At 68.8% G+C, this 24,621-nt stretch carries 22 protein-coding genes; 11 read left to right on the top strand and 11 right to left on the bottom strand.

Annotation, left to right across the window (positions count from 1 at the left end; translation table 11 throughout):
* Positions 1–91: 91 nt before the first annotated feature.
* On the top strand, positions 92–1,510 hold the full coding sequence (locus BM198_RS11160) for a DASH family cryptochrome (protein WP_074969967.1): 1,419 nt from the start codon (positions 92–94) through the stop codon (positions 1,508–1,510).
* Positions 1,511–1,517: 7 nt separating this feature from the next.
* Here BM198_RS11160 and BM198_RS11155 read toward each other — a convergent pair whose 3' ends face one another.
* From BM198_RS11155 to BM198_RS11135, 5 genes are all read right to left on the bottom strand, one after another.
* Positions 1,518–3,557: a GGDEF domain-containing protein gene (locus BM198_RS11155; RefSeq protein WP_074969965.1), complete on the bottom strand. Its 2,040-nt coding sequence runs from the start codon at positions 3,555–3,557 to the stop codon at positions 1,518–1,520.
* The gene (locus BM198_RS11150; protein WP_139233606.1) at positions 3,554–4,429 is read right to left on the bottom strand and encodes an endonuclease/exonuclease/phosphatase family protein; all 876 of its coding nucleotides are present in this window, start codon (positions 4,427–4,429) and stop codon (positions 3,554–3,556) included. Before BM198_RS11150 ends, BM198_RS11155 begins: the two co-directional genes overlap by 4 nt.
* A 20-nt stretch (positions 4,430–4,449) precedes the next feature.
* On the bottom strand, positions 4,450–5,082 hold the full coding sequence (locus BM198_RS11145; protein ID WP_074969963.1) for a thiol:disulfide interchange protein DsbA/DsbL: 633 nt from the start codon (positions 5,080–5,082) through the stop codon (positions 4,450–4,452).
* 151 nt (positions 5,083–5,233) lie between these two features.
* Positions 5,234–5,839 carry a c-type cytochrome gene (locus BM198_RS11140; RefSeq protein ID WP_044403817.1) on the bottom strand — a complete coding sequence of 202 codons (606 nt, stop codon included), beginning with the start codon at positions 5,837–5,839 and terminating at the stop codon, positions 5,234–5,236.
* Between the two features lie 54 nt (positions 5,840–5,893).
* Positions 5,894–6,184, bottom strand: a complete 291-nt coding sequence (locus tag BM198_RS11135) for a c-type cytochrome (RefSeq protein WP_044403820.1) — start codon at positions 6,182–6,184, stop codon at positions 5,894–5,896.
* Positions 6,185–6,361: 177 nt separating this feature from the next.
* Here BM198_RS11135 and yihA point away from each other — a divergent pair, with 177 nt between their 5' ends.
* Positions 6,362–7,015, top strand: coding sequence for a ribosome biogenesis GTP-binding protein YihA/YsxC (yihA, locus tag BM198_RS11130; protein WP_074969961.1), 654 nt, complete (start codon positions 6,362–6,364; stop codon positions 7,013–7,015).
* Positions 7,016–7,263: 248 nt separating this feature from the next.
* Here yihA and polA read toward each other — a convergent pair whose 3' ends face one another.
* Positions 7,264–10,014, bottom strand: a complete 2,751-nt coding sequence (polA, locus tag BM198_RS11125) for a DNA polymerase I (protein WP_074969959.1) — start codon at positions 10,012–10,014, stop codon at positions 7,264–7,266.
* Positions 10,015–10,091: 77 nt separating this feature from the next.
* On the opposite strand from polA, the gene BM198_RS11120 reads away from it, so the two are divergent.
* Both BM198_RS11120 and BM198_RS11115 read left to right on the top strand, forming a co-directional pair.
* The gene (locus BM198_RS11120; protein WP_044403825.1) at positions 10,092–10,376 is read left to right on the top strand and encodes a DUF2782 domain-containing protein; all 285 of its coding nucleotides are present in this window, start codon (positions 10,092–10,094) and stop codon (positions 10,374–10,376) included.
* 32 nt (positions 10,377–10,408) lie between these two features.
* Positions 10,409–11,359: a homoserine kinase gene (locus BM198_RS11115; RefSeq protein WP_074969957.1), complete on the top strand. Its 951-nt coding sequence runs from the start codon at positions 10,409–10,411 to the stop codon at positions 11,357–11,359.
* Here BM198_RS11115 and BM198_RS11110 read toward each other — a convergent pair.
* From BM198_RS11110 to BM198_RS11095, 4 genes are all read right to left on the bottom strand, one after another.
* A complete protein-coding gene (locus BM198_RS11110; protein ID WP_074969955.1) occupies positions 11,356–12,435 on the bottom strand; it encodes a DUF4419 domain-containing protein in 1,080 nt (359 codons plus the stop codon). The genes BM198_RS11115 and BM198_RS11110 overlap by 4 nt on opposite strands.
* A 609-nt stretch (positions 12,436–13,044) precedes the next feature.
* Positions 13,045–13,731, bottom strand: coding sequence for a TSCPD domain-containing protein (locus BM198_RS11105; RefSeq protein ID WP_044403830.1), 687 nt, complete (start codon positions 13,729–13,731; stop codon positions 13,045–13,047).
* A 12-nt stretch (positions 13,732–13,743) separates the two neighbouring features.
* Entirely contained in the window at positions 13,744–15,879 is a 2,136-nt protein-coding gene (locus BM198_RS11100; protein WP_074969953.1) for an adenosylcobalamin-dependent ribonucleoside-diphosphate reductase, read from the bottom strand.
* Positions 15,880–16,026: 147 nt separating this feature from the next.
* Positions 16,027–17,004: a zinc ABC transporter substrate-binding protein gene (locus tag BM198_RS11095; protein WP_083422369.1), complete on the bottom strand. Its 978-nt coding sequence runs from the start codon at positions 17,002–17,004 to the stop codon at positions 16,027–16,029.
* Between BM198_RS11095 and BM198_RS11090 the strand changes: the two genes are divergently transcribed.
* Genes BM198_RS11090 through znuB form a run of 3 tightly spaced genes read left to right on the top strand, consistent with a single transcriptional unit; the run spans position 17,003 to position 19,084 of the window.
* Positions 17,003–17,503 (top strand): Fur family transcriptional regulator, encoded by a 501-nt coding sequence (locus tag BM198_RS11090; protein WP_074969949.1) that lies wholly within the window; start codon positions 17,003–17,005, stop codon positions 17,501–17,503. The genes BM198_RS11095 and BM198_RS11090 overlap by 2 nt on opposite strands.
* Complete coding sequence (gene znuC / locus BM198_RS11085) at positions 17,500–18,306, top strand: zinc ABC transporter ATP-binding protein ZnuC (protein WP_074970010.1); 807 nt, start codon at positions 17,500–17,502, stop codon at positions 18,304–18,306. Before BM198_RS11090 ends, znuC begins: the two co-directional genes overlap by 4 nt.
* Positions 18,299–19,084 (top strand): zinc ABC transporter permease subunit ZnuB, encoded by a 786-nt coding sequence (gene znuB, locus BM198_RS11080; RefSeq protein ID WP_074969947.1) that lies wholly within the window; start codon positions 18,299–18,301, stop codon positions 19,082–19,084. Before znuC ends, znuB begins: the two co-directional genes overlap by 8 nt.
* Here the strand turns inward: znuB and BM198_RS11075 are convergent.
* Positions 19,081–20,730 carry a GMC family oxidoreductase gene (locus tag BM198_RS11075; protein WP_074969945.1) on the bottom strand — a complete coding sequence of 550 codons (1,650 nt, stop codon included), beginning with the start codon at positions 20,728–20,730 and terminating at the stop codon, positions 19,081–19,083. The two genes, znuB and BM198_RS11075, sit on opposite strands and share 4 nt — an antisense overlap.
* 234 nt (positions 20,731–20,964) lie before the next feature.
* Here BM198_RS11075 and BM198_RS11070 point away from each other — a divergent pair, with 234 nt between their 5' ends.
* The 4 genes from BM198_RS11070 to BM198_RS11055 all read left to right on the top strand — a co-directional run bounded on the left by BM198_RS11070 (position 20,965) and on the right by BM198_RS11055 (position 24,454).
* Positions 20,965–21,777, top strand: coding sequence for a hypothetical protein (locus BM198_RS11070; protein ID WP_074969943.1), 813 nt, complete (start codon positions 20,965–20,967; stop codon positions 21,775–21,777).
* A 178-nt stretch (positions 21,778–21,955) separates the two neighbouring features.
* A complete protein-coding gene (locus BM198_RS11065) occupies positions 21,956–22,963 on the top strand; it encodes a methionine ABC transporter ATP-binding protein (protein ID WP_044403850.1) in 1,008 nt (335 codons plus the stop codon).
* Positions 22,963–23,628 carry a methionine ABC transporter permease gene (locus tag BM198_RS11060; RefSeq protein WP_044403853.1) on the top strand — a complete coding sequence of 222 codons (666 nt, stop codon included), beginning with the start codon at positions 22,963–22,965 and terminating at the stop codon, positions 23,626–23,628. Before BM198_RS11065 ends, BM198_RS11060 begins: the two co-directional genes overlap by 1 nt.
* Positions 23,629–23,683: 55 nt before the next feature.
* Entirely contained in the window at positions 23,684–24,454 is a 771-nt protein-coding gene (locus BM198_RS11055; RefSeq protein WP_074969941.1) for a MetQ/NlpA family ABC transporter substrate-binding protein, read from the top strand.
* Positions 24,455–24,621: the final 167 nt, after the last annotated feature.

The raw sequence follows: 24,621 nt of genomic DNA, 5'->3' as shown, positions 1-24,621 counted from the left end.
ACGGCACTGTTCAACGACCGGAAATTGCCTATAACGTGTACAGACACAAGGACAACCCGGGAAACGGACCAGCCCAATGAGGACCCTCGCCATGCGTCGCCTGCTCTGGTTCAAACAGGACCTGCGACTCGACGACCACCCGGCCGTGCAGGCCGCCCTGGGCGCCGAGCGCGTGTTGCCGCTCTACGTCTTCGACCCGACCCTGCTGCGCCCCGGCCCCCTCGGCACCCGGCCGATGGGCGTGCACCGCATGCGCTTCCTGCTGGAAAGCCTGGCAGCGCTGGACGGCGAGCTGCGCCACCGTGGCTCACGCCTGCTGGTGGTGCAGGGCGTGGCGTCCCAGGTGATCCCCGCGCTGGTGGACCACCTGCAGCTGGACGAGGTGCTGACCCTGGACGAGGTGGCACCGGCGGCGCGGACGCTGATCGAGGAGACCCGCCAGGCCCTGGCCGGCGTGCCGCTGACCACCTTCGCCGGCGATACGCTGTTGCGCCGAGAGGAGCTGCCGGCGCCGGTGGAGGCCCTGCCGGCGGTGTTCAGCCAGTTCCGCGACCAGGTGCAGCAACGCCTCAGCGTGTTCCAGCCGCGCTCGGCCCCGGCCGCCCTGCCCCCGACGCCGGAACCGGCGGACCGGCTGTTCGAGCCGCTGCCGAGCCTGTCCCGCCTCGGCCTGGGGGAGCCCCTGGCCCATGTGAACAGCACCTTCCCCTTCGCCGGCGGCGAACCGGCGGCCCTGGCCCGGGTGCGCGACTACCTGTGGGAAGGGCGCGGGGTCCGCGACTACGAGACCACCCGCTACGGCCTGACCGGAACCGAATACTCCTCGAAGTTCTCCCCCTGGCTGGCCAACGGCTGCCTGTCGGCGCGCCGGGTGGTGGCGGAGCTGCGCCGCCACGAGGCGCAGTACGGCGCCAATGCCTCGACCCGCCTGCTGTGGGAACAGGTGCTGTGGCGCGACTTCTTCCGCTGGACGCTGCTGCGCCACGGCGAGGCGCTGTTCCAGCCCGGCGGCGTGCGCGCCACGGCGCGGGCACCGCAGAACCTGGACGCGCGCTTCGAGGCCTGGTGCCACGGGCGCACCGGCCTGCCCCTGGTGGATGCGGCCATGCGCGAGCTGGCGACCACAGGCTTTCTCGCCCACCGCCTGCGCCAGGTGGTGGCCAGCTACCTGGTCAGCGACCTGCAGCAGGACTGGCGCCATGGCGCGGCCTGGTTCGAGGAGCACCTGCTGGACCACGACCCGGCGAGCAACTGGGGCAACTGGGCCTACCTGGCCGGGGTGGCGAGCGATCCGCAGCGCAGCCAGGCGTTCAATGCCCTGCACCAGGCGCGCCATCTGGACCCGGAGGCGGAGTACGTGAGCCTGTGGCTGCCGGAGCTGCGGGCGGTGCCGCGCAACCTGCGGCATACGCCCTTCGTGCTGTCGCGCCTGCAGCTGGATGCGCTGGACTACCCGCGCCTGGAGCAGGTGCCGGAGGCGTGGAAGCCCTACCTGACGAGCGCCGCGTAGGCGGCGCTCAACCCAGTTCGATGCGGTTGCGGCCGCCGCGCTTGGCCCGGTAGAGGGCCTGGTCGGCACGCTCGAAGGCAGCCGCGTCGCTTTCCCCCTGCGCGAAGGACACCAGCCCGCCCGAGAGGGTGATGGTCACCGGCTCGCCCTTGAAGTGGAACGGGCACTGCTCGATGCCGGCACGCAGGTTGTCCAGCAGCTGGCGGCCGCCGTCGAGCTGGGTGGCGGGGATCAGCAGGACGAACTCCTCGCCACCGAAGCGGGCGATGAAGTCGGTCTTGCGCAGGCGCTTGGCGATCTCGCCGGCGATCAGCTTGAGCACCTTGTCGCCGGCCAGGTGGCCGTAGTTGTCGTTGATCCGCTTGAAGTGGTCGATGTCCAGCACGCCCAGCAGCAGCTCGCCCCCGTAACGCTTCCAGCGGGCCACCTCCAGCTCCAGGCGTTCGCTCCAGGCGGCGCGGTTGGGCAGGCCGGTGAGGGTGTCGCGCAGGGCTTTCTGGCGCTGCTCTTCGAGGTGGTCGCGGAAGGTGTTGGCTTCCTGCTCCATGGTGGACACGCGCTCGATGAGGCTCTGCAGGCGCCCGCTGACCTCGGCCTCGCGCACTTCGCGCTCGCGCTGGAAGCTGTTCATGGTGCTGAGCAGGCCTTCGAGGCGCTGTTCGACTGCGCGCTTGAGGTCATCCAGGTCGGTGGCCTCCTGCACGCTGTTCTGCAGGCCGCTGACCTGCTCGCGCAGTTGGTCGTCGAGCTGGCGGGCGTTCTGCAGTTCGTCGTTGTAGCCCTGGTGGGCGCTGGTGAGGGTGGCGACGAAGGCCGCCAGGCGCTCGTTGAGCTGCTGCAGGTAGCCGGCGAATTCGCGGTGGCCGTTGTCGGTGATGGCCAGCACCAGCACGGCGAGGTCATCCAGCACGGGGACCAGCTCGTACCAGTTGAGGTTGCCTTCCAGACGCCGCCGCAGGTCTTCGGCCTGGGGCTTGTGGCGTTCGGGCAGCTCCAGCTCGTCCAGCAGGCTGCGCAGGCTGGCGGCGACGTGGGGGGCGACCGCGCTGTAGCCGGGCTCGGGGGCGGGCGGCAGTTCGTAGGCCGGGTCCCCTTCGCCGGTGATCAGGCTGTGGGGCATGGGCAGGCTGTCCAGGCCCGGGCGGGGTTCATCCGCAGCGGCTACGGGCCGGACGGCGGACGTTGCCTCGGGCGTGGCCGGGCTGGGCGCGAGGGCGGCCGGGGCGGCAGCGGGCGGGGCATCCGGCCCTGGGGTGCTGGGGGCGACGGCGTCTGCCGCCGGCTCGGGAGCGCTCGGCGGGGCTGCGGTGCTGGTTGCAGGTGCAGGTGCAGGTGCAGGTGCAGGTGCAGGTGCAGGTGCAGGTGCAGGTGCAGGTGCAGCAGGCTGGGGCGCGGCAGCGGGGCTGTCCAGCGCGTCGTCCTCATCGTCGTCCGGGGCCTGGACGGGCGCCGGCGCAGGCGCGGCCGGGGCGTTGGCTACGGGGGCATCCGGCGCGGCGGGCTGGGCCTCGTCGGCCCCGCCCTCGCCGTTGCCGAACAGGCGCTGCAGCAGGCCGGGACGCGGCGGTGGGGCGTCGCCGGTCAGCACTTCGAGGGCACGGTTCTGCAGCTCGCTCAGTTCGCTGAGTAGGGCAGGCATCTCACGGGAGCTGCCGGCGCGCTCGTCGAGGCGCTTGGCGAACTGCTTGAGGGATTTGCGCACATCCCGTGGCACGTCGAGCTTGAGCAGCTGGTTGGCCAGGCCACCCAGGGCGCCGACGTTCTGCTGGATGCGTTGCTGGCGGCGCTGCTCGGAGTCGAGCACGGCCTTTTCCAGCCGGGGGATGAGGGCGGACAGGCCGGCGTCGATCTTGTCGCCACGGATGATCTCCCGCAGCTCCTGCATGCAGGCGTCCACCGCCTTGTCGGTGCCTTCGGCGGCCAGGGAGCTGCGCACCAGGCCCCGGCGCAGCAGGTCGAGGCGCGCCTCCCAGAGGCGTTCGAGCTTTTCCTGCTCTTCCAGGCTTTCCAGGTACTTGGCTTTCCAGCGCTGGCCGTCGTCGCTCATGGTGCGGATCCGGAAGGGTCGAGCCTGGCCGGGAGTGCGTCGCCGCGCAGGGAGGCGGGCAGACGGATGTCCACGGCCACCGGCAGGTGGTCGGAGATGGGTTGGCTGAGCACCTGCACGCGCTCCAGGGTGAGGCTGGGGCTGAGCAGGATGTGGTCGAGGCAGCGCTGGGGGCGCCAGCTCGGGAAGGTGGCCTCGACCTGCGGTGCCAGCAGCCCGAGGTCACGCAGGGGCGAGTGGTGCAGCAGGTCGGTGGCGTGGGTGTTCATGTCGCCCATGAGCACCTGGTGGCGGTAGTTGCCGATCAGTTCGCGGATGTAGGCCAGCTGGCGGGTGCGGGCCTTGGTACCGAGGGCGAGGTGCATCATGACCACCACCAGGGCGTCGTCGCCCTCGCCGAAGCGCATGAGGATGGCGCCGCGACCGGGCGGGCCGGGCAGGGGGTGGTCTTCCAGCTGGGTGGGCTGCAGGCGGCTGAGCAGGCCGTTGCTGTGCTGCGCCAGGCGCCCGAGGTTGCGGTTGAGCTGCTGGTACCAGTAGGGGAAGGCACCGAGCTGGGCCAGGTGTTCGACCTGGTTGACGTAGCCGGAGCGCAGGCTGCCACCGTCCACTTCCTGCAGGGCGACGAGGTCGAAGTCACCCAGGAGAGCGCCGATGCGCTGGAGGTTGCCGGCACGCCCGGCATGGGGCAGGAGGTGCTGCCAGCCGCGGGTGAGGTAGTGGCGGTAGTGGCCGGTGTTGATGCCGACCTGGATGTTGAAGCTGAGCAGGCGCAGCCGGCCGTCTTCGGGCAAGCCGCTGGCGTCGCAATGAGGGTTGACCTGCGCGGTGCGCAGGCCAGCGGTGCGATCGTTGCTCCAGCGGCGCAGCATGGGCCTGCCCCCGGTGCCGCTTACTTCGCGGCACGCTCCTTGGCGATCAGGTAGTCGGCGACGGCGGTGGTCTGCTCCAGGCCACCGGAGGAGCCGATGTCGAAGCGGTACTTGCCGTTGACGATGAGGGTCGGTACGCCGGAGATCTGGTAGGCGACGGCCAGCTTCTTGGCTTTCTCCATCTGGCTCTTCACGCCGAAGGAGTCGAAGGCCTTGAGGAAGGCCTCCTTGTCGACACCGTGGGCGGCGAGGAAATCAGCCATGGCTTCCTTGGTGGCGAGCTTGTTGCCTTCCTTGTGGATGGCGTCGAACACGGCTTTGTGCACGCTGTGCTCCACACCCATGCTCTCGAGGGTGATGAACAGCTGGCCGTGGACGTTCCACAGGCCGCCGAACATGGCGGGAACGCGCACGAAGTTGACGTCTTCCGGGAGCTTCTCGGACCAGGCGTTGACGGTCGGTTCGAATTGGTAGCAGTGCGGGCAGCCGTACCAGAACAGCTCCACCACCTCGATCTTGCCGGGCTTGGAGACCGGCACCGGACTGCTCAGCTCGACATACTGCTTGCCCGCCTGGATGTCTTCGGCGTGGGCGGCGGTCATGCCGAACAGGCTCGCGCTGGCGAGTACGGCGGAAAGGATCAGGTTACGCATGCTTGGCTCCTAGACGGATCGTGGGGTTCTGCGACGGGCCCAGCTTCGACCGGGGGCCGCTGGGCGGGTTCCGCATTGTAGCGAGGCTGCCAATGAAAAAGGGTGGCCATAGCCACCCTTTCATTTACCGTTTACTACCGCTCGGGAAAGCTTAGTGCAGACCCTGGATATAGCTGGAAACGGCTTCGATGTCCTTGTTGCTCAGCTTGGCGGCGATGGCGCGCATGATCATGTTGTCGCCGTCGTTGGTGCGGTTGCCTTCGCGGAAATCGGTCAGCTGCTTGGCCACGTACTGGGCATGCTGGCCACCCAGGTGCGGGAAGCCGGCAGCGGCGTTGCCGGCGCCGTTCGGGGAGTGGCAGCCGGTGCAGGCGGGCATGCCTTCTTCCAGCTTGCCGCCACGGAACAGGGCTTCACCACGGGCCACCAGCTTGGGATCGGCGGCGCCGACGCTGCCGGACTGGCTGGAGAAGTAGGCGGCGATGTCTTGCAGGTCCTGGTCGCTGAGGTTGGTCAGCAGGCCGGTCATTTCCAGCACCTGGCGCTTGCCGTCCTTGATGTCATGCAGCTGCTTGAGCAGGTAGCGCTCGCCCTGGCCGGCGAGTTTCGGGAAGTTCGGGGCAAGGCTGTTGCCGTCCGGACCGTGGCAAGCGCCGCATACGGCGGTTTTGGCCTGGCCGGCCTTGGCGTCGCCTGCGGCGTGGGCCAGACCGGTGATGCCCAGGGTCAACAGCAGACTCACGAGTACTTTGTTCATCAGCTAATCCAATTACGGCTAAGGGTGAAAGAATCTAGCGCCCGACTACCTTCGTTATTGGCTCATCCACTGGATGACCGCTTTGTAGTCTTCGGCACTGCAGTCCATGCACAAGCCTCGGGGAGGCATGGCGTTCAAACCATTGGTGACGCTCTGAACCAGAGCATCAGTGCCCTTGGCCAGTCGCGGCTCCCAGGCCGCCTTGTCGCCCTTCTTGGGCGCCATAGGCAGTTGACCATTGTGGCAGGCCCCGCAGGTCCGGTTGAAAACGGCTTCCGGATCCTGAGCAGCCTGAGCGCCAAAGGCCAGCGCCGCAAGGCTTGCGACGAATACCATCTTCTTCATGATCAACCTCATCAGAGGGGCTTCGCCGGGCTTTCTGCAGTGCCCTGGTCGTTCCCGTGGCCCTTGTACCCTGGGGGATAAAGCGCACACTAAATCTGCGGCATTATATACTGGCGCTGCCCAAACGGAAACGAAACCGCCCTCTGCGACACCAGGTCGCACCCTGTGGACTCCTTCATGTCATTCAAGAATCCGATCATCGGCCTGTGCCAGCAGGCCCGCTTCCTCATCAGTGCCGCCAAGGTGGACCAGTGCCCGCCCGACCAGGGCCTGGAGGTCGCCTTCGCCGGCCGCTCCAACGCCGGCAAGTCCAGCGCGCTGAACACCCTGACCCACGCCAACCTGGCGCGTACCTCGAAGACCCCGGGCCGCACCCAGCTGCTCAACTTCTTCTCCCTGGACGAGGACCGCCGCCTGGTGGACCTGCCCGGCTACGGCTACGCCAAGGTGCCGATCCCTCTCAAGCAGCACTGGCAGCACCACCTGGAGGCCTACCTGAGCAGCCGCGAGAGCCTGGTCGGCCTGGTGCTGATGATGGACATCCGCCACCCGCTCACCGACTTCGACCGCCTGATGCTGGACTGGTCCAGCGCCGGCCACATGCCGCTGCACATCCTCCTGACCAAGGCCGACAAGCTGGCCTATGGCGCCGCGAAGAACGCGCTGCTGAAGGTGCGCCAGGAAATCCGCAAGGGCTGGGGCGATGACGTCAGCATCCAGCTGTTCTCCGCACCCAAGCGCCAGGGCGTGGAAGAGGCCCAGGCCGTGCTAGCCCGCTGGCTGCAGCTGGGCGAGGAATTCGAAGAAGGCGGCGACGCATCCGACGCCTGAATCGCAGGCAAAAAAAACCCCGGACTTCGTATGGGGAGGGGGAAGTTCCGGGGTTCAAGTCTGAACCGCTAGGGCGGGGTTCAGATATCTGCCAACACTAAACACAGCAAAAGGAGCATCGAAGGCTTCACCAGCCATTCCCAGTCTCTGACCGGGCGTGCTTCACAAAAGTTCACCGCTGCGTCAGAAATTATTCGTCCGGTCAGCGCTGCCCCTTATGCGAAACAGCGCTAAGCCGATGGGCGCACTCAGTGCGCCTCGTCCCAGTTGTCGCCCACCCCGACTTCCACCACCAGCGGCACATCCAGCTCGGCGGCATCGCTCATAAGCGGACGGATGGCGTCGCGCACGGTGTCCACCAGGTCCTCGCGCACCTCCAGCACCAGTTCGTCGTGCACCTGGAGGATGACCCGCGCATCCAGGCCGCTCTCCTGCAGCCAGGCATCCACCGCCACCATGGCGCGCTTCATGATGTCCGCCGCCGTGCCCTGCATCGGCGCGTTGATCGCGGTGCGCTCGGCGCCCTTGCGCATGGCCTGGTTCTTCGAGTGGATTTCCGGCAGGTACAGCCGGCGCCCGAACAGCGTCTCGACGAAGCCCTGGGCAGCCGCCTGCTCGCGGGTGCGCTCCATGTAGGCGAGCACGCCGGGGTAGCGGGCGAAGTAGCGGTCGATGTACGCCTGGGACTGCTTGCGGTCGACGCCGATCTGCTTGGCCAGGCCGAAGGCACTCATGCCGTAGATGAGGCCGAAGTTGATGGCCTTGGCGCTGCGGCGCTGGTCATTGCTGACCTGGTCCAGCTCGACGCCGAAGACTTCCGCCGCCGTCGCCCGGTGCACGTCGCGGTCATGACGGAAGGCGTCCAGCAGGCCTTCGTCCTTGGCCAGGTGGGCCATGATGCGCAGCTCGATCTGCGAATAGTCCGCCGCCAGCAGCTTGTAGCCCTTGGGTGCGACGAAGGCCTGGCGGATGCGCCGCCCTTCGGCCGTGCGGATCGGGATGTTCTGCAGGTTCGGATCACTGGAGGACAGGCGCCCGGTGGCCGCCACCGCCTGGTGATAGGAGGTGTGGATGCGCCCGGTGCGCGGGTTGATCTGCTCCGGCAGCTTGTCGGTGTAGGTGCTCTTGAGCTTGCTCAGGGAGCGGTACTGCATGATCACCTTGGGCAGCTCGAAGTCCTGCTCGGCCAGGTCCGCCAGCACGTTCTCGGCGGTGGAGGGCTGGCCGGTGGCGGTCTTGGCCAGCACCGGCAGGCCGAGCTTCTCGTAGAGGATGGCGCCGAGCTGCTTGGGCGAACCCAGATTGAACTCCTGCCCGGCCAGCTCGTAGGCCTGGCGCTCCAGGGCCACCATCTTCTCGCCCAGCTCCAGGCTCTGCTGGCCCAGCAGCTTGCCGTCCACCAGCGCACCGTTGCGTTCGATGCGCGCCAGCACCGGCACCAGCGGCATCTCGATGTCCTTCAGCACCGTGACCAGGGACGGGACAGCCTCCAGCTTCTGCCACAGCGCCTGGTGCAGGCGCAGGGTCACGTCGGCGTCCTCGGCGGCGTAGGGGCCGGCCTGCTCCAGGGCGATCTGGTCGAAGGTCAGCTGCTTGGCGCCCTTGCCGGCGATGTCCTCGAAGCGGATGGTGCTGTGGCCCAGGTATTTCAGGGCCAGGCTGTCCATGTCGTGGCGGGTGGCCGTGGAGTCCAGCACATAGGACTCGAGCATGGTGTCGAAGGCGATGCCCTGGACAGTGATGGGGGTCGAGGCGTTGGCCAGGACGTTCATGTCGTACTTGGCGTGCTGGCCGACCTTGGCCTTGGCCGGATCTTCCAGCAGCGGCTTCAGGGCCTGCAGCACCGCGTCGCGGTCCAGCTGCGCGGGCACGCCCATGTAGCTGTGGGCCAGGGGCACGTAGGCGGCCTCGCCGGCTTCCACGGCGAAGGACACCCCCACCACCTGCGCCTGCTGGGCGTCGAGGCTGGTGGTCTCGGTGTCGAAGGCGATCAGCGGCGCCGCCTCCAGCTTCTTCAGCCAGGCGTCGAACTGCGCCTGCTCCAGCACGGTTTCATAGCGCGTCTCGACGGCCGGCTCCGCGGGGGCATCCAGCAGGGCCAGTTGTTCGCCGTCCGACTTGGCCTGGCGCTGCAGGTCATCCAGCCAGCTCTTGAACTCCAGGGTGCGGTACAGCTCGGCCAGGGCCTCGCGGTCCGGCTCGCCGGGGTGCAGGGCATCGATCTCGACGTTCAGCTCCACGTCGCACTTGATGGTGGCGAGCTGGTAGGACAGGTAGGCCATGTCCTTGTGCTCCAGCAGCTTGGCCGGCAGCCCCTTGGCACCGCGGATCGGCAGCTCGGGCACCTTGTCCAGGCTGGCGTAGAGCACATCGAGCCCGCCGCCCACGCCGGTGAGCAGGCCCAGGGCGGTCTTTTCGCCCACGCCGGGCACGCCGGGGATGTTGTCGACCTTGTCGCCCATCAGGGCCAGGTAATCGATGATCAGCTCAGGACCGACGCCGAATTTCTCTTTCACGCCATCGATGTCCAGCGTGCTACCGGTCATGGTGTTGACCAGCGTAATGTGCGGATCGACCAACTGCGCCATGTCCTTGTCGCCGGTGGAGATCACCACCTGGCGCCCGCCCGCCGCGCTCTGCCGGGCCAGGGTGCCGATCACGTCATCGGCCTCCACGCCCTCGACGCACAGCAGCGGCAGGCCCAGGGCCCGCACCGTTGCGTGCAGCGGCTCCACCTGCACCCGCAGCTCGTCCGGCATGGACGGCCGGTTGGCCTTGTACTCGGCGAACATCGCATCGCGGAAGGTCCCGCCCTTGGCATCGAAGACCACCGCGAACGGGCTGTCCGGGTACTGCTTGCGCAGGCTCTTGAGCATGTTCAGCACACCCTTGACCGCACCGGTGGGCAGGCCCGCCGAAGTCATCAGCGGCGGCAGGGCATGGAAGGCGCGGTACAGGTAGGAGGAACCGTCGACGAGGACGAGAGGGGCTTGGCTCATGCGTGAATTCAACCTTTATTCACCGGACCCGCAGTAGAATGGCCCGGTCATTGACGATAAGGGACAAGGTTACCACCATGCGCGCTTTCAACCGCCTGTTGCTCGCCGGTCTGCTGGCCCTCCTGCCGGTGAGTGTCTTCGCCGACGACGAGGCCCCCTCGCCGGAACCCGACGTCACCATCCGCCAGGACGGCGACAAGACCATCCAGGAATACCGTGTGAACGGTTTCCTCTATGCGATCAAGGTCACCCCCAAGGGTGGCAAACCCTATTTCCTGGTCCGCGCTGACGGCGACAGCAACTTCATCCGGTCGGACAACCCCGACATGCTGATCCCGCAGTGGGAGATCTTCAGCTGGTAAGGCCGCCACGGTGGCCGTAACAAGGTAGTCGAATGTCCGTTTTCACCCCGCTGCAGCGCCCCGAACTCGAAACCTTCCTCGCCCCCTACGGGCTGGGCCGGCTCCGGGACTTCAAGGGCATCGCCGAAGGTTCGGAGAACAGCAACTTCTTCGTCAGCCTGGAGCGGGGTGAATACGTCCTGACCCTGGTGGAACGAGGTCCGGTGGCCGACCTGCCGTTCTTCATCGAACTGCTGGACGTGCTCCACACCGCCGGCCTGCCGGTGCCCTACGCCCTGCGCAGCGAAGACGGCGAGGCCCTGCGCAGCCTCGCCGGCAAGCCCGCGCTGCTGCAGCCGCGCCTCGCCGGGCGCCACCTGCGCGAACCCAACCCACACCACTGCGGCGAAGTCGGCACGCTGCTGGCGCGCATCCACCTGGCCACCCGCGACCAGCCCATCGAACGCAAGAGCGACCGTGGGCTCGACTGGATGCTCAGCGAAGGCCCGCACCAGGCCGAGCGCCTCGGCGCCCAGGCCCGCCCGCTGCTGGAGCAGGCCCTGGCCGAGATCGAACGCCTCAAGCCCCGCATCCAGGCCCTGCCACGAGCCAACCTGCACGCCGACCTGTTCCGCGACAACGCCCTGTTCGACGGCCCGCACCTGGCCGGGGTGATCGACTTCTACAACGCCTGCTCCGGCCCGATGCTCTACGACCTGGCCATCACCCTCAACGACTGGTGCTCCGACGACGACGGCCAGCTCGACGAGGCCCGCGCCCGCGCCCTGCTCGGCGCCTACGTTGCCCTGCGCCCCTTCACCGCCGCCGAGGCCGAACTCTGGCCGACACTGCTGCGCGTCGCCTGCGTGCGCTTCTGGCTGTCGCGCCTGATCGCCGCCGAGGCCTTCGCCGGCCAGGACGTGCTGATCCACGACCCCGCCGAATTCCAGCGCCGCCTGGCCCATCGCCAGGTGGTGGAGCTGCCGCTGCCCTTTGCGCTCTAGGCGGCCGGCTCTTCCACCACCGCCCAGCCGAAGGCGGGGTACAGCGCGCCGTCCTCGTCGCGCTGGGCCACGCCGAATAGCCCGCCCACCAACCGTGCATTGCGCTTCTTGCCGATGGTGAACTCATTGATCAGCAGCGCCGCGCTCACCAGGCTCTTGGGGATGGCCTGCATGTCCGGCCCCTGGGCCTGGTCCGCCATCAGCCAGTCACCACTCAGCGCCGCCACGCCCGCCCGCTCGAAACGCACCTGCCAATCCCCCAGGTAGGGGTTCGGCCGCAGCGCGTCGGTGGCCGTGTCGACGATGTAGGGGAAGAGCGTCAGGATCCAGCCCGTCAGCTCCGACGGGCCCGAGCCGCTGCGATAGCGGAAGAAGGACTCCCAGAATGCACGGTCCACCTCGCCGGCCGCGGTGCGGGCGATCACCTCCAGCACCGGCTTCAGACTCGCCACCCAATGGCCCAGGCCGTAGCCCTCCAGGGCGGTGAAGCGCTCGATGATCAGGCGCCAGTCGTCCTCGGTGCCCTGCAGTTCGATCTCGGGGATGCCGCAACCGGCCAGCATCTCGTAGTCGAAGTAGCCGCTGAAGGCATCCATCCAGCACAGCGAGAAGGCCGCCTGCTCGACGGGCCCGGTGGTGGAGAAGGCCGTGACTATGAAGCCGGAGAACTGCGGGATCTCCCCGGCGATCTGCCGGGAGAAGTCACCGAACAGCTCGACCCAGCGGCTCTTGTCGGCAAAGGGATAGTCCGGGCAGAGCACCCTCAGCGTCTTCTTGCCCTGGTGGCTCACCAGGTCAGGGCGCAACTGCTCGCCATGCAGGGCCATATGGTTCGCGAAGCCCTGGGCGATGCAGAACCAGATATCGTCCGGGCGGATGACCAGCGGGTGGTGACCATAGAAGGCACGGCATGCGGCCTTGGCGAAGGCGTTGCAGTTGTCTTCCTCCAGCAGTTCGGCGGTCATGCAGTCCAGCGCTTCCACCGGCCGATTGAGCAGCGCACGCATGACGGCGTCGGCCGGCAGGCGTGGATAGCGCGCTCCCTGCGCCACGTCCGAAAGGGTGAAACGGATCATGCAGGTGACTCCTTTCCGTGGAATGACGAAGCGGCCATGGTGCCGGGTCCGAGTGGATTAAGCACCGGGTCTGTCGAGCATGTCGGGATGGACCGTAAGGAGGGCTTCAGCCCACGCGATTGCCGGTCTGTCGTACGCATCCCTCTGCCCAAGCTCGGGCACACCGCAAACCGTACCTGGGCTTCAGCCCAGGGATGGCGGGGTGTCGACGGTCATGCATAACGATTTTGGTGGTGCTCGCCGGGACACGCATGCTCGTCTGGCGTGAAGATCCGCTCAGGCACAGACATCCCTGTCGCTGCTCCGCTGCCCAAGCTCAGCCCCGGCCCGGCCATCCATGGCCGGTCGTTCGCCCTTCAAAACGCATGCTCGTCTGGCGTGAAGATCCGCTCAGGCACAGACATCCCTGTCGCTGCTCCGCTGCCCAAGCTCAGCCCCGGCCCGGCCATCCATGGCCGGTCGTTCGCCGGGGCGAAGCATGCTCGTCTGGCGTGAAGATCCACTGAGGCGCAGACATCCCTGTCGGTACTCCGCTGCCCAAGCTCAACCCCGGCCCGGCCATCCATGGCCGGTCGTTCGCCCTTCAAAACGCATGCGTTTTGAACGGGCTCACCCACATTTCGAGTGTCCGCAGTTGAGGCAGGTGGCGCAGCCGTCCATGCGGACGACGGCCTGGGTGTTGCACTTGCCGCAGAGCTGGGCGCCGGGGGGGAAGCCTTCGCCGGGTTCGGCGGTGGTGGTGCCGAGGCTGGCTTCGTAGGCGGCGCGCTTTTCGGCGAGGAAGCGCTGCTGCTCCGGGTCGGGCTGGGGGCCCTGCATCAGGCCGATGGCCACCAGGTGGCGTTCCAGCACGGCGCCGATCTCGGCCACCAGGGAGGGCATGTACAGCCCGCCGCGCTTGAGGTAGCCACCACGGGGGTCGAACACCGCGCTCAGCTCCTCCACCAGGAAGGTGCAGTCGCCGCCCTTGCGGAACACCGCCGACATGATGCGGGTGAGGGCGACGATCCACTGGAAGTGCTCCATGCCCTTGGAGTTGATGAAGATCTCGAAGGGCCGGCGCTGCTCGTGGGGCGTGCCGGGGTTGAGGACGATGTCGTTGATGGTCACGTACAGCGCGTGCTCCGACAGCGGCGACTTGATCTTGTAGGTCGCCCCCACCAGGGTTTCCGGGCGCTGCAGGGTCTCGTCCATCTGCACCACGGCGGCCGCTTCCTCGGCGGCGCGGCGGGCGCGCTCGGCCTCCACGTCCACCACCTGGAAACCCTTGATCCGCTGGTTGATCTTCACGCTCATCGCCGCCTCCGCTCAGTAACGCCCGTAGTAGCCCTCCTTGAGGGCCTCGTACAGGTTCGCCGCCGTGTGCACCTCGCCGTCGTACTCCACCTCCTCGTTGCCCTTCAGCTCCACCACGCTGCCGTCCTCCAGTTCGAAGCGGTAGCGGGTCTTCTCCAGGTCCGCGTCCTTCACCAGCACGCCCTGGAAGGCCGCCGGGTTGAAGCGGAAAGTGGTGCAGCCCTTCAGGCCCTGGCGCCAGGCGTAGAGGTAGATGTCCTTGAAGGCCTCGAAGGGGTAGTCGGTGGGCACGTTGGCGGTCTTGGAGATGGAGGAGTCGACCCACTTCTGCGCCGCCGCCTGGATGTCCACATGCTGGGCGGGGGTGATGTCCTCGGCGGTGACGAACCACTCCGGCAGGCCATGGCCCGCCGACTCGGCCCCGGGCGCCGCCTGCGGGTCCACCAGGGCGCGGTAGGCCAGCAGCTCGTAGCTGACCACCTCGACCTTCTGCTTGGTCTTGCGCCCGGGGCGGATCAGGTTGCGCGAATAGACGTGGGCGAAGCTCGGCTCGATGCCGTTGGAGGCGTTGTTGCCCAGGCTCAGGCTGATGGTGCCGGTGGGGGCGATGGAGCTGTGGTGGGTGAAGCGCGCACCCACCTCGGCCAGTTGCGCCACCAGCTCCGGCGCGTGCTCGGCGATGCGCTGCATGTAGCGCGAGTAACGCGCGTGCAGCACGCTGCCGGGCACCGAGTCGCCCACCTTGTAGCCGTCGGTGGCCATCTCCGGGCGCTGCCGGAGCATCGCCTCGGTCACCGTGAAGCGCTGCGCCAGCAGCGGTGCCGGGCCTTTCTCCTTCGCCAGGTCGAGGGCCGCCTGCCAGCCCACCAGGGCCATCTCCCGGGCCACTTCCTCGGTGAACACGCAGGATTCCGGGCTGCCGTAGCGCAGGCCGAGCAGGGCGAGCGCCGACCCCAACCCGAGGAAGCCCATGCCATGGCGGCGCTTGCCGGTGATCTCCTCGCGCTGCTGCGCCAGGGGCAGGCCGTTGATCTCCACCACGTTGTCCAGCAGGCGGGTGAAGACCTTCACCACCTCGCGGAAGCGCTCCCAGTCGAACCGCGCCTGGTCGGTGAACGGGTCGTCGACGAAGCGGGTCAGGTCGATCGAGCCCAGCAGGCAGGAACCGTAGGGCGGCAGCGGCTGCTCGCCGCAGGGGTTGGTGGCACGGATCGCCTCGCACCACCAGTTGTTGTTCAGCGCGTTGACCCGGTCGATGAGGATGAAGCCCGGCTCGGCGTAGTCGTAGGTGGAGGCCATCACCATGTCCCACAGGTGCCGCGCCTTGAGCCGGCCGTAGATGCGGCAGGCCACCCGGCCGTCCTCCCGCACCTGGTAGCCCGCGTGGATCGGCCAGTCGCGCCAGAGCACCTGGGCCGGGTCGTCCAGGTCCACCTCGTCCAGCTCGCGGGCATGCAGGGGAAACACCAGCGGCCACTCGGCGTCCTGCTCCACGGCCTGCATGAAGGCATCGGTCACCAGCAGGCTGAGGTTGAACTGGCGCAGGCGGCCGTCCTCGCGCTTGGCGCGGATGAACTCGCGCACGTCCGGGTGGGCGATGTCGAAGGTGGCCATCTGCGCCCCACGCCGGCCCCCGGCGGAGCTGACGGTGAAGCACATGCGGTCGTACACGTCCATGAACGACAGCGGCCCGCTGGTGTGCGCCCCGGCACCGGAAACGAAGGCGCCCCGGGGGCGCAGGGTGCTGAACTCATAGCCGATGCCACAGCCGGCCTTGAGGGTCATGCCGGCTTCGTGGACCTTGCCGAGGATGTCGTCCATGGCGTCATGGATCACCCCCGAGACGGTGCAGTTGATGGTCGAGGTGGCCGGCTTGTGGGCCTGGGCACCGGCGTTGGAGAGGATGCGCCCGGCCGGCAGCGCACCCTGGCGCAGGGCCCAGAGGAAGCGCTCGTACCAGTGCTCGACGTCCTTCGGCTCCACCTCGGCCAGGGCCCGGGCCACCCGTTGCAGGCTGTGGTCCGGGGTGTCGTCCAGCGGCGTACCGTCGCGCCGACGCAGGCGGTACTTGCTGTCCCAGATGTCTTCGGAGGCCGCCTGCAAGGGCAGCGGCAGGCGGGTCTTCGCGGGGGAGCCGGTGCGGGTCATGGGGGTCGGAGCCTCCTGTCGCCGGGGCGGGGATGTCCCGAGAGGAAGTTAGACCGTCGACCAACGAAAAGTCGTCGCGACTCGACCGATGGTGTGGCTTGTGGGCGCGCGCAGGCTACGCGCTGTGGATAAGTGGCCCGGGGCGCCTCAAAGCGCCTCCAGGCACCCCGCCAGGCCCTGGGCCAGGTCGTCCAGCAGGCGCTCGTAACCGCCTGCAGCCACCGGCACCTGCATGCCCAGTGCGTCCAGCTCGGCCAGGCGCACCGGCAGGCCCTGGGTCAGGGTCTCGGCCAGGCGCGGGCGCACCGGCGGCTCGCTGAACACGCAGCTGGGGCCGGCCGCCCGCAGGCGCTCGCGCATCGCCGCCACGTGGCGGGCACCCGGCTGTACCTCGGCCGCCACGCTGAACACCCCGGCGTGACGCAGGCCGTAGGCGCTCTCGAAGTAGTCGAAGGCCTCGTGGAAGACGAAGAACGGCTTGCCGCTGACGGCCGCCATGCGGGCCTTGAGGCGAACGTCGAGCTGGTCCAGACGCTCGCCGAAGGCCTTCAGGTTGGCCTGGTAGCGCGCCGCGTTGGCCGGGTCCGCCGCCGACAGGTCCGCCGCCATGCGGGCAGCGATCACCCGGGCGTTGGCCGGCAGCAGCCAGAGGTGCGCGTCCAGGGAGCCGGGGCGGTGGTCATGGTCGTGCTCGTGGGCGTCCTCGTGCTCATGCTCGTCGTGGCCGAGGGCCTCGAAATGACGCAGCTGCATGCCCGGCAGGTCCTGCACCGCCACGGCCGGCGCGCTGCGCCCGGCGATCACCTTGGGCAGGAAGCCTTCCAGGTCCGGGCCGACCCAATACAGCAGCGGCACCTCGCGCACCCGCCGTACGTCGGACGGTCGCAGCGCGTACTGGTGCGGCGAGGCCCCCGGCGGCAGCAGCACCTCGGGCTCGCCCACGCCGTCCTGAACGGCAGCGGCGATCAGCTGCAGCGGCTTGATGCTGGTCAGCACACGGACGTCGGCGCCAGCCGGCAGCGCCAGGCAGGCAAGGAGGGCGAGCAGGACGAGACGCGACACGGGGAGGACTCCGACACAAAGGCGTAATAGAATAACGTCTCTTTGACTCAACGTCGCCGCCATGCTCAAGCCGATCAAGACCCAAGCCCCCCTGGCCTGCCGCCCCCACGACCACTCCCACTGCGTGCGGGATGCGCTGGCCGAGGCCGAAGCCCTCTGCGCCCGCGACGGCCTGCGCCTGACCGCCCTGCGCAAGCGCGTGCTGGAGCTGGTCTGGGCCAGCCACAAGCCCCTGGGCGCCTACGACATCCTCGGCGTGCTGACCGAGGAAGACGGCCGCCGCGCCGCACCGCCCACGGTGTACCGCGCCCTGGAGTTCCTCTTGGAGAACGGCCTGGTGCACCGCATCGCCTCGCTCAACGCCTTCGTCGGCTGCAACCACCCCGGCGAAGCCCACCAGGGCCAGTTCCTGATCTGCCGCCAGTGCCAGACCGCCATCGAGCTGGAGCAGCCGGCTATCAGCGAGGCCATCATCACCAGCGCCCAGGCCGTCGGCTTCGCCGTGGAAGGGCAGACCGTGGAAGTGGTCGGCCTGTGCGCCACCTGCCGGGGCAAGGCATGAGCCAGGACGCGCTGATCCGCCTGGAGGGCGTCGGCGTCACCTTCGCCGGCCAGGCGGTGCTGCAGGACGTGGGGCTGACCCTGCGCCCCGGCGAGATCGTCACCCTGATCGGCCCCAACGGCGCCGGCAAGACCACCCTGGTGCGCACCGTGCTCGGCCTGCTGCAGCCCCAGCGCGGCAGCGTCTGGCGCAAGCCGCGCCTGCGCATCGGCTACATGCCGCAGAAGCTCCAGGTGGATGCCACCCTGCCGCTTACCGTGCTGCGCTTCCTGCGGCTGGTGCCGGGGGTCGACCGCGCCGCGGCGCTCGCCGCCCTCAGTGAAGTGGGCGCCCCCCAGGTGATCGACAGCCCGCTGCAGACCGTTTCCGGCGGCGAGTTGCAGCGCGTGCTGCTGGCCCGCGCCCTGCTGCGTGAGCCCGAGCTGCTGGTGCTGGACGAACCCGTGCAGGGCGTCGACGTCGCCGGCCAGGCCGAGCTGTACCGCCTCATCACCCAGCTGCGTGATCGCCTCGGCTGCGGCGTGTTGATGGTCTCCCACGACCTGCACCTGGTGATGAGCACCACCGACCAGGTGGTGTGCCTGAACCGCCACGTGTGCTGCTCCGGCCACCCCGAGCAGGTCAGCTTCGACCCGGCCTTCGTCGAGCTGTTCGGCAAGGACGCACAGAGCCTGGCCGTCTACCACCATCACCACGACCACGAACACGACCTCCACGGCGAAGTGATCGAGCGCCCCGGCTTCCCCACCGGCACCCGCTTCACCCCCGTTCACACGCACGGCCCCGACTGCAACCATGGCTGATTTCCTCGTCAACGCCCTGCTCGCCGGCCTTGCGCTGGCCCTGGTGGCAGGCCCGCTCGGCTCCTTCGTGGTGTGGCGGCGCATGGCCTACTTCGGCGACACCCTGTCCCACGCCGCCCTGCTGGGCGTCGCCCTGGGCCTGATGCTCGACATCAGCCCGACCCTGGCGGTGACCGTCGGCTGCGTGCTGCTGGCCGTGCTGCTGGTGACCCTCCAGCAGCGCCAGCCGCTGGCCTCGGACACCCTGCTGGGCATCCTCGCCCACAGCACCCTGTCCCTCGGCCTGGTGGCCCTGAGTTTCATGAGCGAAGTGCGGGTGGACCTGATAGGCTACCTGTTCGGCGACCTGCTGGCGGTGAGCCCCACGGACCTCGCCTGGATCCTCGGCGGCAGCGCCCTGGTGCTGGGCCTGCTGGTGCCGCTGTGGCGGCCGCTGCTGGCCATCACCGTGCACGAGGAGCTGGCGCGGGTGGAGGGGCTGCCGGTCACCGCCATCCGCCTGGCGCTGATGCTGCTGATCGCCGTGGTGATCGCCGTGGCCATGAAGATCGTCGGCGTGCTGCTGATCACCTCGCTGCTGATCATTCCCGCCGCCGCTGCCCAGCGCCACGCCCGCACCCCCGAGCAGATGGCCGTCGGCGCCAGCCTGCTGGGCCTGGTGGCGGTGTGCGCCGGCCTGGCGCTGTCCTGGTTCAAGGACACCCCCGCCGGCCCGTCCATCGTGGTCTCGGCGGCAGCGCTGTTCCTGCTCAGCTTCGCCGCCCCGCGCCGCACCTAGCCGACCGTCGCCGGCTCGCTGCGCGCGGGCTGGCGGACGCTTGAGCGGCGATCCTCCAAGATCATCCGCGCCGCCTTCTCGGCGATCATCAGCGTCGGCGAGCAGGTGTTGCCCGACACGATGGTCGGCATGATCGACGCATCCACCACCCGCAGCCCCGGCACCCCGTGCACCCGCAGGCGCGCGTCCACCACCGCCTCGCGGTCCGCGCCCATGCGGCAGGTGCCCACCGGGTGGAAGATGGTGGTGCCGATGTCGCCCGCCGCCTGGCGCAGCTCCGCCTCGCTCTGCAACGCCGGGCCCGGCAGGTACTCCTCCGGCCGGTACGGCGCCAGTGCCGGCGCGGCGGCGATGCGCCGGGTCAGGCGGATGGCGTCGGCGGCCACCCGCAGGTCTTCCTCTTCGCTCAGGTAGTTCGGCTGGATCAGCGGTGACGCCTTCGCCTCGGCAGCGCGGATGTCCACCCGGCCCCGGCTGGCCGGACGCAGGTTGCACACCGAGGCGGTGAAGGCAGGGAAGGGGTGCAGCGGCTCGCCGAAGCGCTCCAGGGACAGCGGCTGTACGTGGTACTCCAGGTTCGCCCGTTCCTGCTCCGGGCCGGAGCGGGCGAAGGCGCCCAGCTGGCTCGGCGCCATGGCCAGCGGGCCGCTGCGGCTGAGCAGGTAGCGCAGGCCCATGCCGGCCTTGCCCCACAGGCTGCCGGCCATCTGGTTGAGGGTCGGCACGCCGCTGACCTTGTAGATCAGCCGCAGCTGCAGGTGGTCCTGCAGGTTGCCGCCCACCCCCGGCAGCTCGTGCCGCACGCCGATGCCGAGGCGCTCCAGCAGCGGGCGCGGGCCGATCCCCGAGCGCTGCAGCAGCGTCGGCGAACCGATGGCTCCCGCCGCGAGGACCACCTCCCGCGCGGCGAAGCTGCACAGGTCGCCCCGCCAGCGCGCCACCACGCCGCAGGCGCGGCCCTCTTCGAGCACCACCCGCTCCACCTCCACATCGGTCAGCACCCGCAGGTTCGGCCGGCCCAGCACCGGCCGCAGGTAGGCCTTGGAGGCGTTCCAGCGCACGCCGCCGCGCTGGTTCACCTGGAAGTAGCCACAGCCCTCGTTGTCACCGGTGTTGAAGTCATCCACCGGGGCGATGCCGGTCTCTCCGGCGGCGGCACGGAAGGCCTCCAGCAGCGCCCAGGACAAGCGCTGCCGCTCCACCCGCCACTCGCCCCCGGCGCCGTGGTGCGCCGACGCGCCACCGAAGTGGTCCTCGCAGTGCTTGAACAGCGGCAGCACCTCGCCCCAGCCCCAGCCGGGGTTGCCCAGCGCCTCCCAGTGGTCGTAGTCCGCCGCCTGGCCGCGCATGTAGATCATCCCGTTGATCGACGAGCTGCCCCCCAGCACCCGCCCGCGCGGGTAGCCCAGGGAACGGCCGTTCAGCCCCGGCTCGGCCTCGGTGCGCAGGCACCAGTCGGTGCGCGGGTTGCCGATGCAGAACAGGTAGCCCACGGGAATGTGGATCCACGGGTGGTTGTCGCGCCCGCCGGCTTCCAGCAGCAGCACGCGACAGGCCGGGTCGGCCGACAGCCGGTTGGCCAGCAGGCAGCCGGCCGGGCCGGCGCCGACGATCAGGTAGTCGTAGGGGAGGGGTTCGAGGTCCATGGGGCCTTCCTCTTATTGTCGTTTTGTCGGGCAGGGCCGAGCCTAGCAGGCCGCCGGCCCGGTCGGCCGGAAAGGTCGGACCCGCCTCGGCTGATTTTCCCGACGGCCGGCGAACGCCAGGCCAGGCAACGGGTCTGATAGCACGCTGAGGGCAGGCCCGCGCCTACACTTTTGTCCTGCCCGGTCGCGCCGTGTAGAATTGCGCGTTTTTTGAACAAACCGAGAATCGCAGGAATGAAGCCGTTCGCAACCCGATACCTTCCCGTTATCGCGATTTCCCTGCTGTTAGCCGCGTGCCAGAGCAAACCCCAGGACACCGTCATCCCCGCCGATGAACTGGTCACCCGTTTCCGCCAGCTCGACCTGACCCTGGCCAACGGCCAGCTCGCCGAGGCCGAGACCCAGCTCAAGGCCTTGCAGACCAGCGCCGCCGGCGACACCCGCCTCGAGCAGTACCAGCGCCAGCTCTCCGAAGCCTGGCTGAAGGAGGGCCAGGCCGCCCTGCAGCAGGGTGACCTCAACAGCGCCACCACCGCCCTCAGCCACGCCCGCAGCCTGATGCCCCAGGCCCCGGCGCTGACCACCGGCCTGGACGGCGCCATCGCCCACGCCCGAGCCAGCGAAAGCGAGCGTGCCGCCCAACTGGCCGCCGCCCGTGAAGCCGCCGCCCGTGCCGAGCAGGCGCGCCAGCAGCAGCTCGCCGCCCAGCGCCAGGCCGCCACCCCGGCGCCCCAGGCCCAGCCGGTGGAGGAGAAGCCCGCCGCCCCCGCACGCCCGGTGCGCCGCGTCGCCAACGACGTGGCCCTGCCGATGCTGGACAACGACGACAACGAGCGCCTGCGCAGCCTGCTCGACGCAGTGGCCGCCGACGTGGTCGCCTTCGACTGCGACGTGCGCCTGCATGTGCGCGAAGCCAAGCAGTACCCCTGGGTGGTGGCCCTGCTCCAGGCCCGGGTGAAGAAGCTCGACCCCGCCTACAAACTGCGCCTGGCCCACAGCATCGACCCCAGCCAGACCCCGCGCCTGCAACTGAACCCCGCACGCTGATCCCCGCGCCCGGCCCCCTCGCGGGCCGGGCCGCAAAACCCCGCTTTCGCCCCCGCGTTATTCCAAGTGGCTATACCCCTAGGCCGACAAAGATTTTCGGCCACCCCCCGCGAAGCGGTAGACTACGCGGCTTTTTAGGCCCCATCGGGCCCCCGAGAGCCCCACAAGGTTTCCCTACGTGATCGAATTCCATGACGTCCACAAGGCGTATCGAGTCGAAGGCCGCGACATCCCCGCGCTGCGACCGACCGACCTGAGCGTGGCCCAAGGCGAAGTGTTCGGCCTGATCGGCCATTCCGGTGCTGGCAAGAGCACCCTGCTGCGGCTGATCAACCGGCTGGAGGAGCCCAGCGGCGGGCGCATCGTCATTGACGGCGAAGACATCACCGCCCTCGACGCCGAAGGCCTGCGGCGCTTCCGCCAGCGCGTCGGCATGATCTTCCAGCACTTCAACCTGCTGTCCTCCAAGACCGTCGCCGACAACGTCGCCCTGCCGCTGAAGCTGGCCGGCGAGCTGTCCCGCGCCGAGATCGAGCAGCGCGTCGAGGAACTGCTGGCCCGGGTCGGCCTCGCCGCCCACGCCCGCAAGTACCCCGCCCAGCTTTCCGGCGGGCAGAAGCAGCGCGTCGGCATCGCCCGCGCCCTCGCCACCCGGCCGAAGATCCTGCTCTGCGACGAGGCCACCAGCGCCCTCGACCCGCAGACCACCGGCCAGGTCCTGCAGCTGCTGGCGGAGATCAACCGCGAGCTGAACCTGACCATCGTCCTCATCACCCACGAGATGGACGTGATCCGCCGCGTGTGCGACCGCGTCGCGGTGATGGACGCCGGCGTCATCGTCGAGCAGGGCCCGGTGGCCGACGTCTTCCTGCACCCGCAGCACCCCACCACCCAGCGCTTCGTCCAGGAGGACGAGCAGGTGGACGAAGGCGAGCAGCGCGAGGACTTCGCCCACGTCCAGGGCCGCATCCTGCGCCTGACCTTCCAGGGCGAAGCCACCTACGCCCCGCTGCTGGGCACCGTCGCCCGCCAGACCGGGGTGGACTTCAGCATCCTGGCCGGGCGCATCGACCGCATCAAGGACACCCCCTACGGCCAGCTGACCCTGGCCCTCACCGGCGGCGACATCGAGGCCGCGCTGGCCTGCTTCCGTGAAGCGGACGTTCACCTGGAGGTCCTGCGCTGATGAACGAACTCATCGCCAACATCGACTGGTACGAAATCTGGCTGGCCAGCCTCGACACCCTCATGATGCTGGGCGGCTCGCTGCTGTTCACCGTCCTGCTGGGCCTGCCGCTGGGCGTGCTGCTGTTCCTCACCAGCCCGCGCCAGCTGTTCGAGAACCGCGCCGTCTACAGCCTGCTGTCGCTGGTGGTGAACGTGCTGCGCTCGCTGCCGTTCATCATCCTGCTGATCGTGATGATCCCCTTCACCGTCCTCATCACCGGCACCTCCCTGGGTGTCGCCGGCGCCATCCCGCCGCTGGTGGTGGGCGCCACGCCGTTCTTCGCCCGCCTGGTGGAAACCGCCCTGCGCGAAGTGGACCGCGGCATCATCGAAGCCACCCAGGCCATGGGCGCCACCACCCGGCAGATCGTGGTCAACGCCCTGCTGCCGGAAGCCCGGCCGGGCATCATCGCCGCCATCACCGTCACCGCCATCACCCTGGTGTCCTACACCGCCATGGCCGGCGTGGTGGGCGCGGGCGGCCTCGGCGACCTGGCCATCCGCTTCGGCTACCAGCGCTTCCAGACCGACGTGATGGTGGTCACCGTGGTCCTGCTGCTGGTGCTCGTGCAGATACTGCAGACCGTCGGCGACAAGCTGGTGGTGCATTTCTCCCGCAAATGAAAGGATGGCCGGCGTCCACCCGACCCGGCCCTCGCATTCCCATAAGGAGCGTTCCATGAAAAAACTGCTGGTGGCCGCTGCCGCCTTCGCCGCCCTCTCCGCCCAGGCCGACACCCTGACCGTGGCCGCCACCCCGGTGCCCCACGCGGAGATCCTCGAATTCATCAAGCCCCAGCTGGCCAAGGAAGGCGTGGACCTGAAGATCAAGGTCTTCACCGACTACGTGCAGCCCAACGTGCAGGTGGCCGAGAAGCGCCTGGACGCCAACTTCTTCCAGCACCAGCCGTACCTGGATGAGTTCAACAAGTCCAAGGGCACCCAGCTGGTGAGCGTCGCCGGCGTGCACATCGAGCCCTTCGGCGCCTACTCCAGCAAGATCAAGAAGCTCGACGAACTGCCCCAGGGCGCCTCGGTGGTCATCCCCAACGACGCCACCAACGGCGGCCGCGCCCTGCTGCTGCTGGCCAAGGCCGGCGTGATCACCCTCAAGCCCGAGGCCGGCATCACCGCCACCCCCAAGGACATCGCCGAGAACCCCAAGGGCATCAAGGTGCGTGAACTGGAAGCGGCCACCCTGCCGCGCGTGCTGACCCAGGTCGACCTGGCCCTGATCAACACCAACTACGCCCTGGAAGCCAAGCTGAACCCCACCAAGGACGCCCTGGCCATCGAAGGCAGCGACTCGCCCTACGTGAACATCCTGGTGTCCCGTGCGGACAACAAGGACAGCGCCGACATGCAGAAGCTGGCCAAGGCCCTGCACAGCCCCGAGGTGAAGAAGTTCATCGAGGAGAAGTACAAGGGCGCCGTGGTACCGGCGTTCTGATCGCTTCCCGGTCATGAAGAAGCCCGCTCATCGAGCGGGCTTTTTTGTGGCTGTGCCGCCGTTCCTCGGTTGCCACCCCCTGAGAACCCTGCAGCCACGCGCTCCCGGCACTCCTCTTGGAGGGCAGAGTGGTGCAGATCCGAAGCGCACGCTGACGTCGTGTCAGG

The sequence above is a fragment of the Metapseudomonas otitidis genome, assembly GCF_900111835.1.
GTDB lineage: Bacteria > Pseudomonadota > Gammaproteobacteria > Pseudomonadales > Pseudomonadaceae > Metapseudomonas > Metapseudomonas otitidis.
Note: the sequence above shows the minus strand (reverse complement) of the source record. Positions and strands in the feature narration are given on the sequence as shown.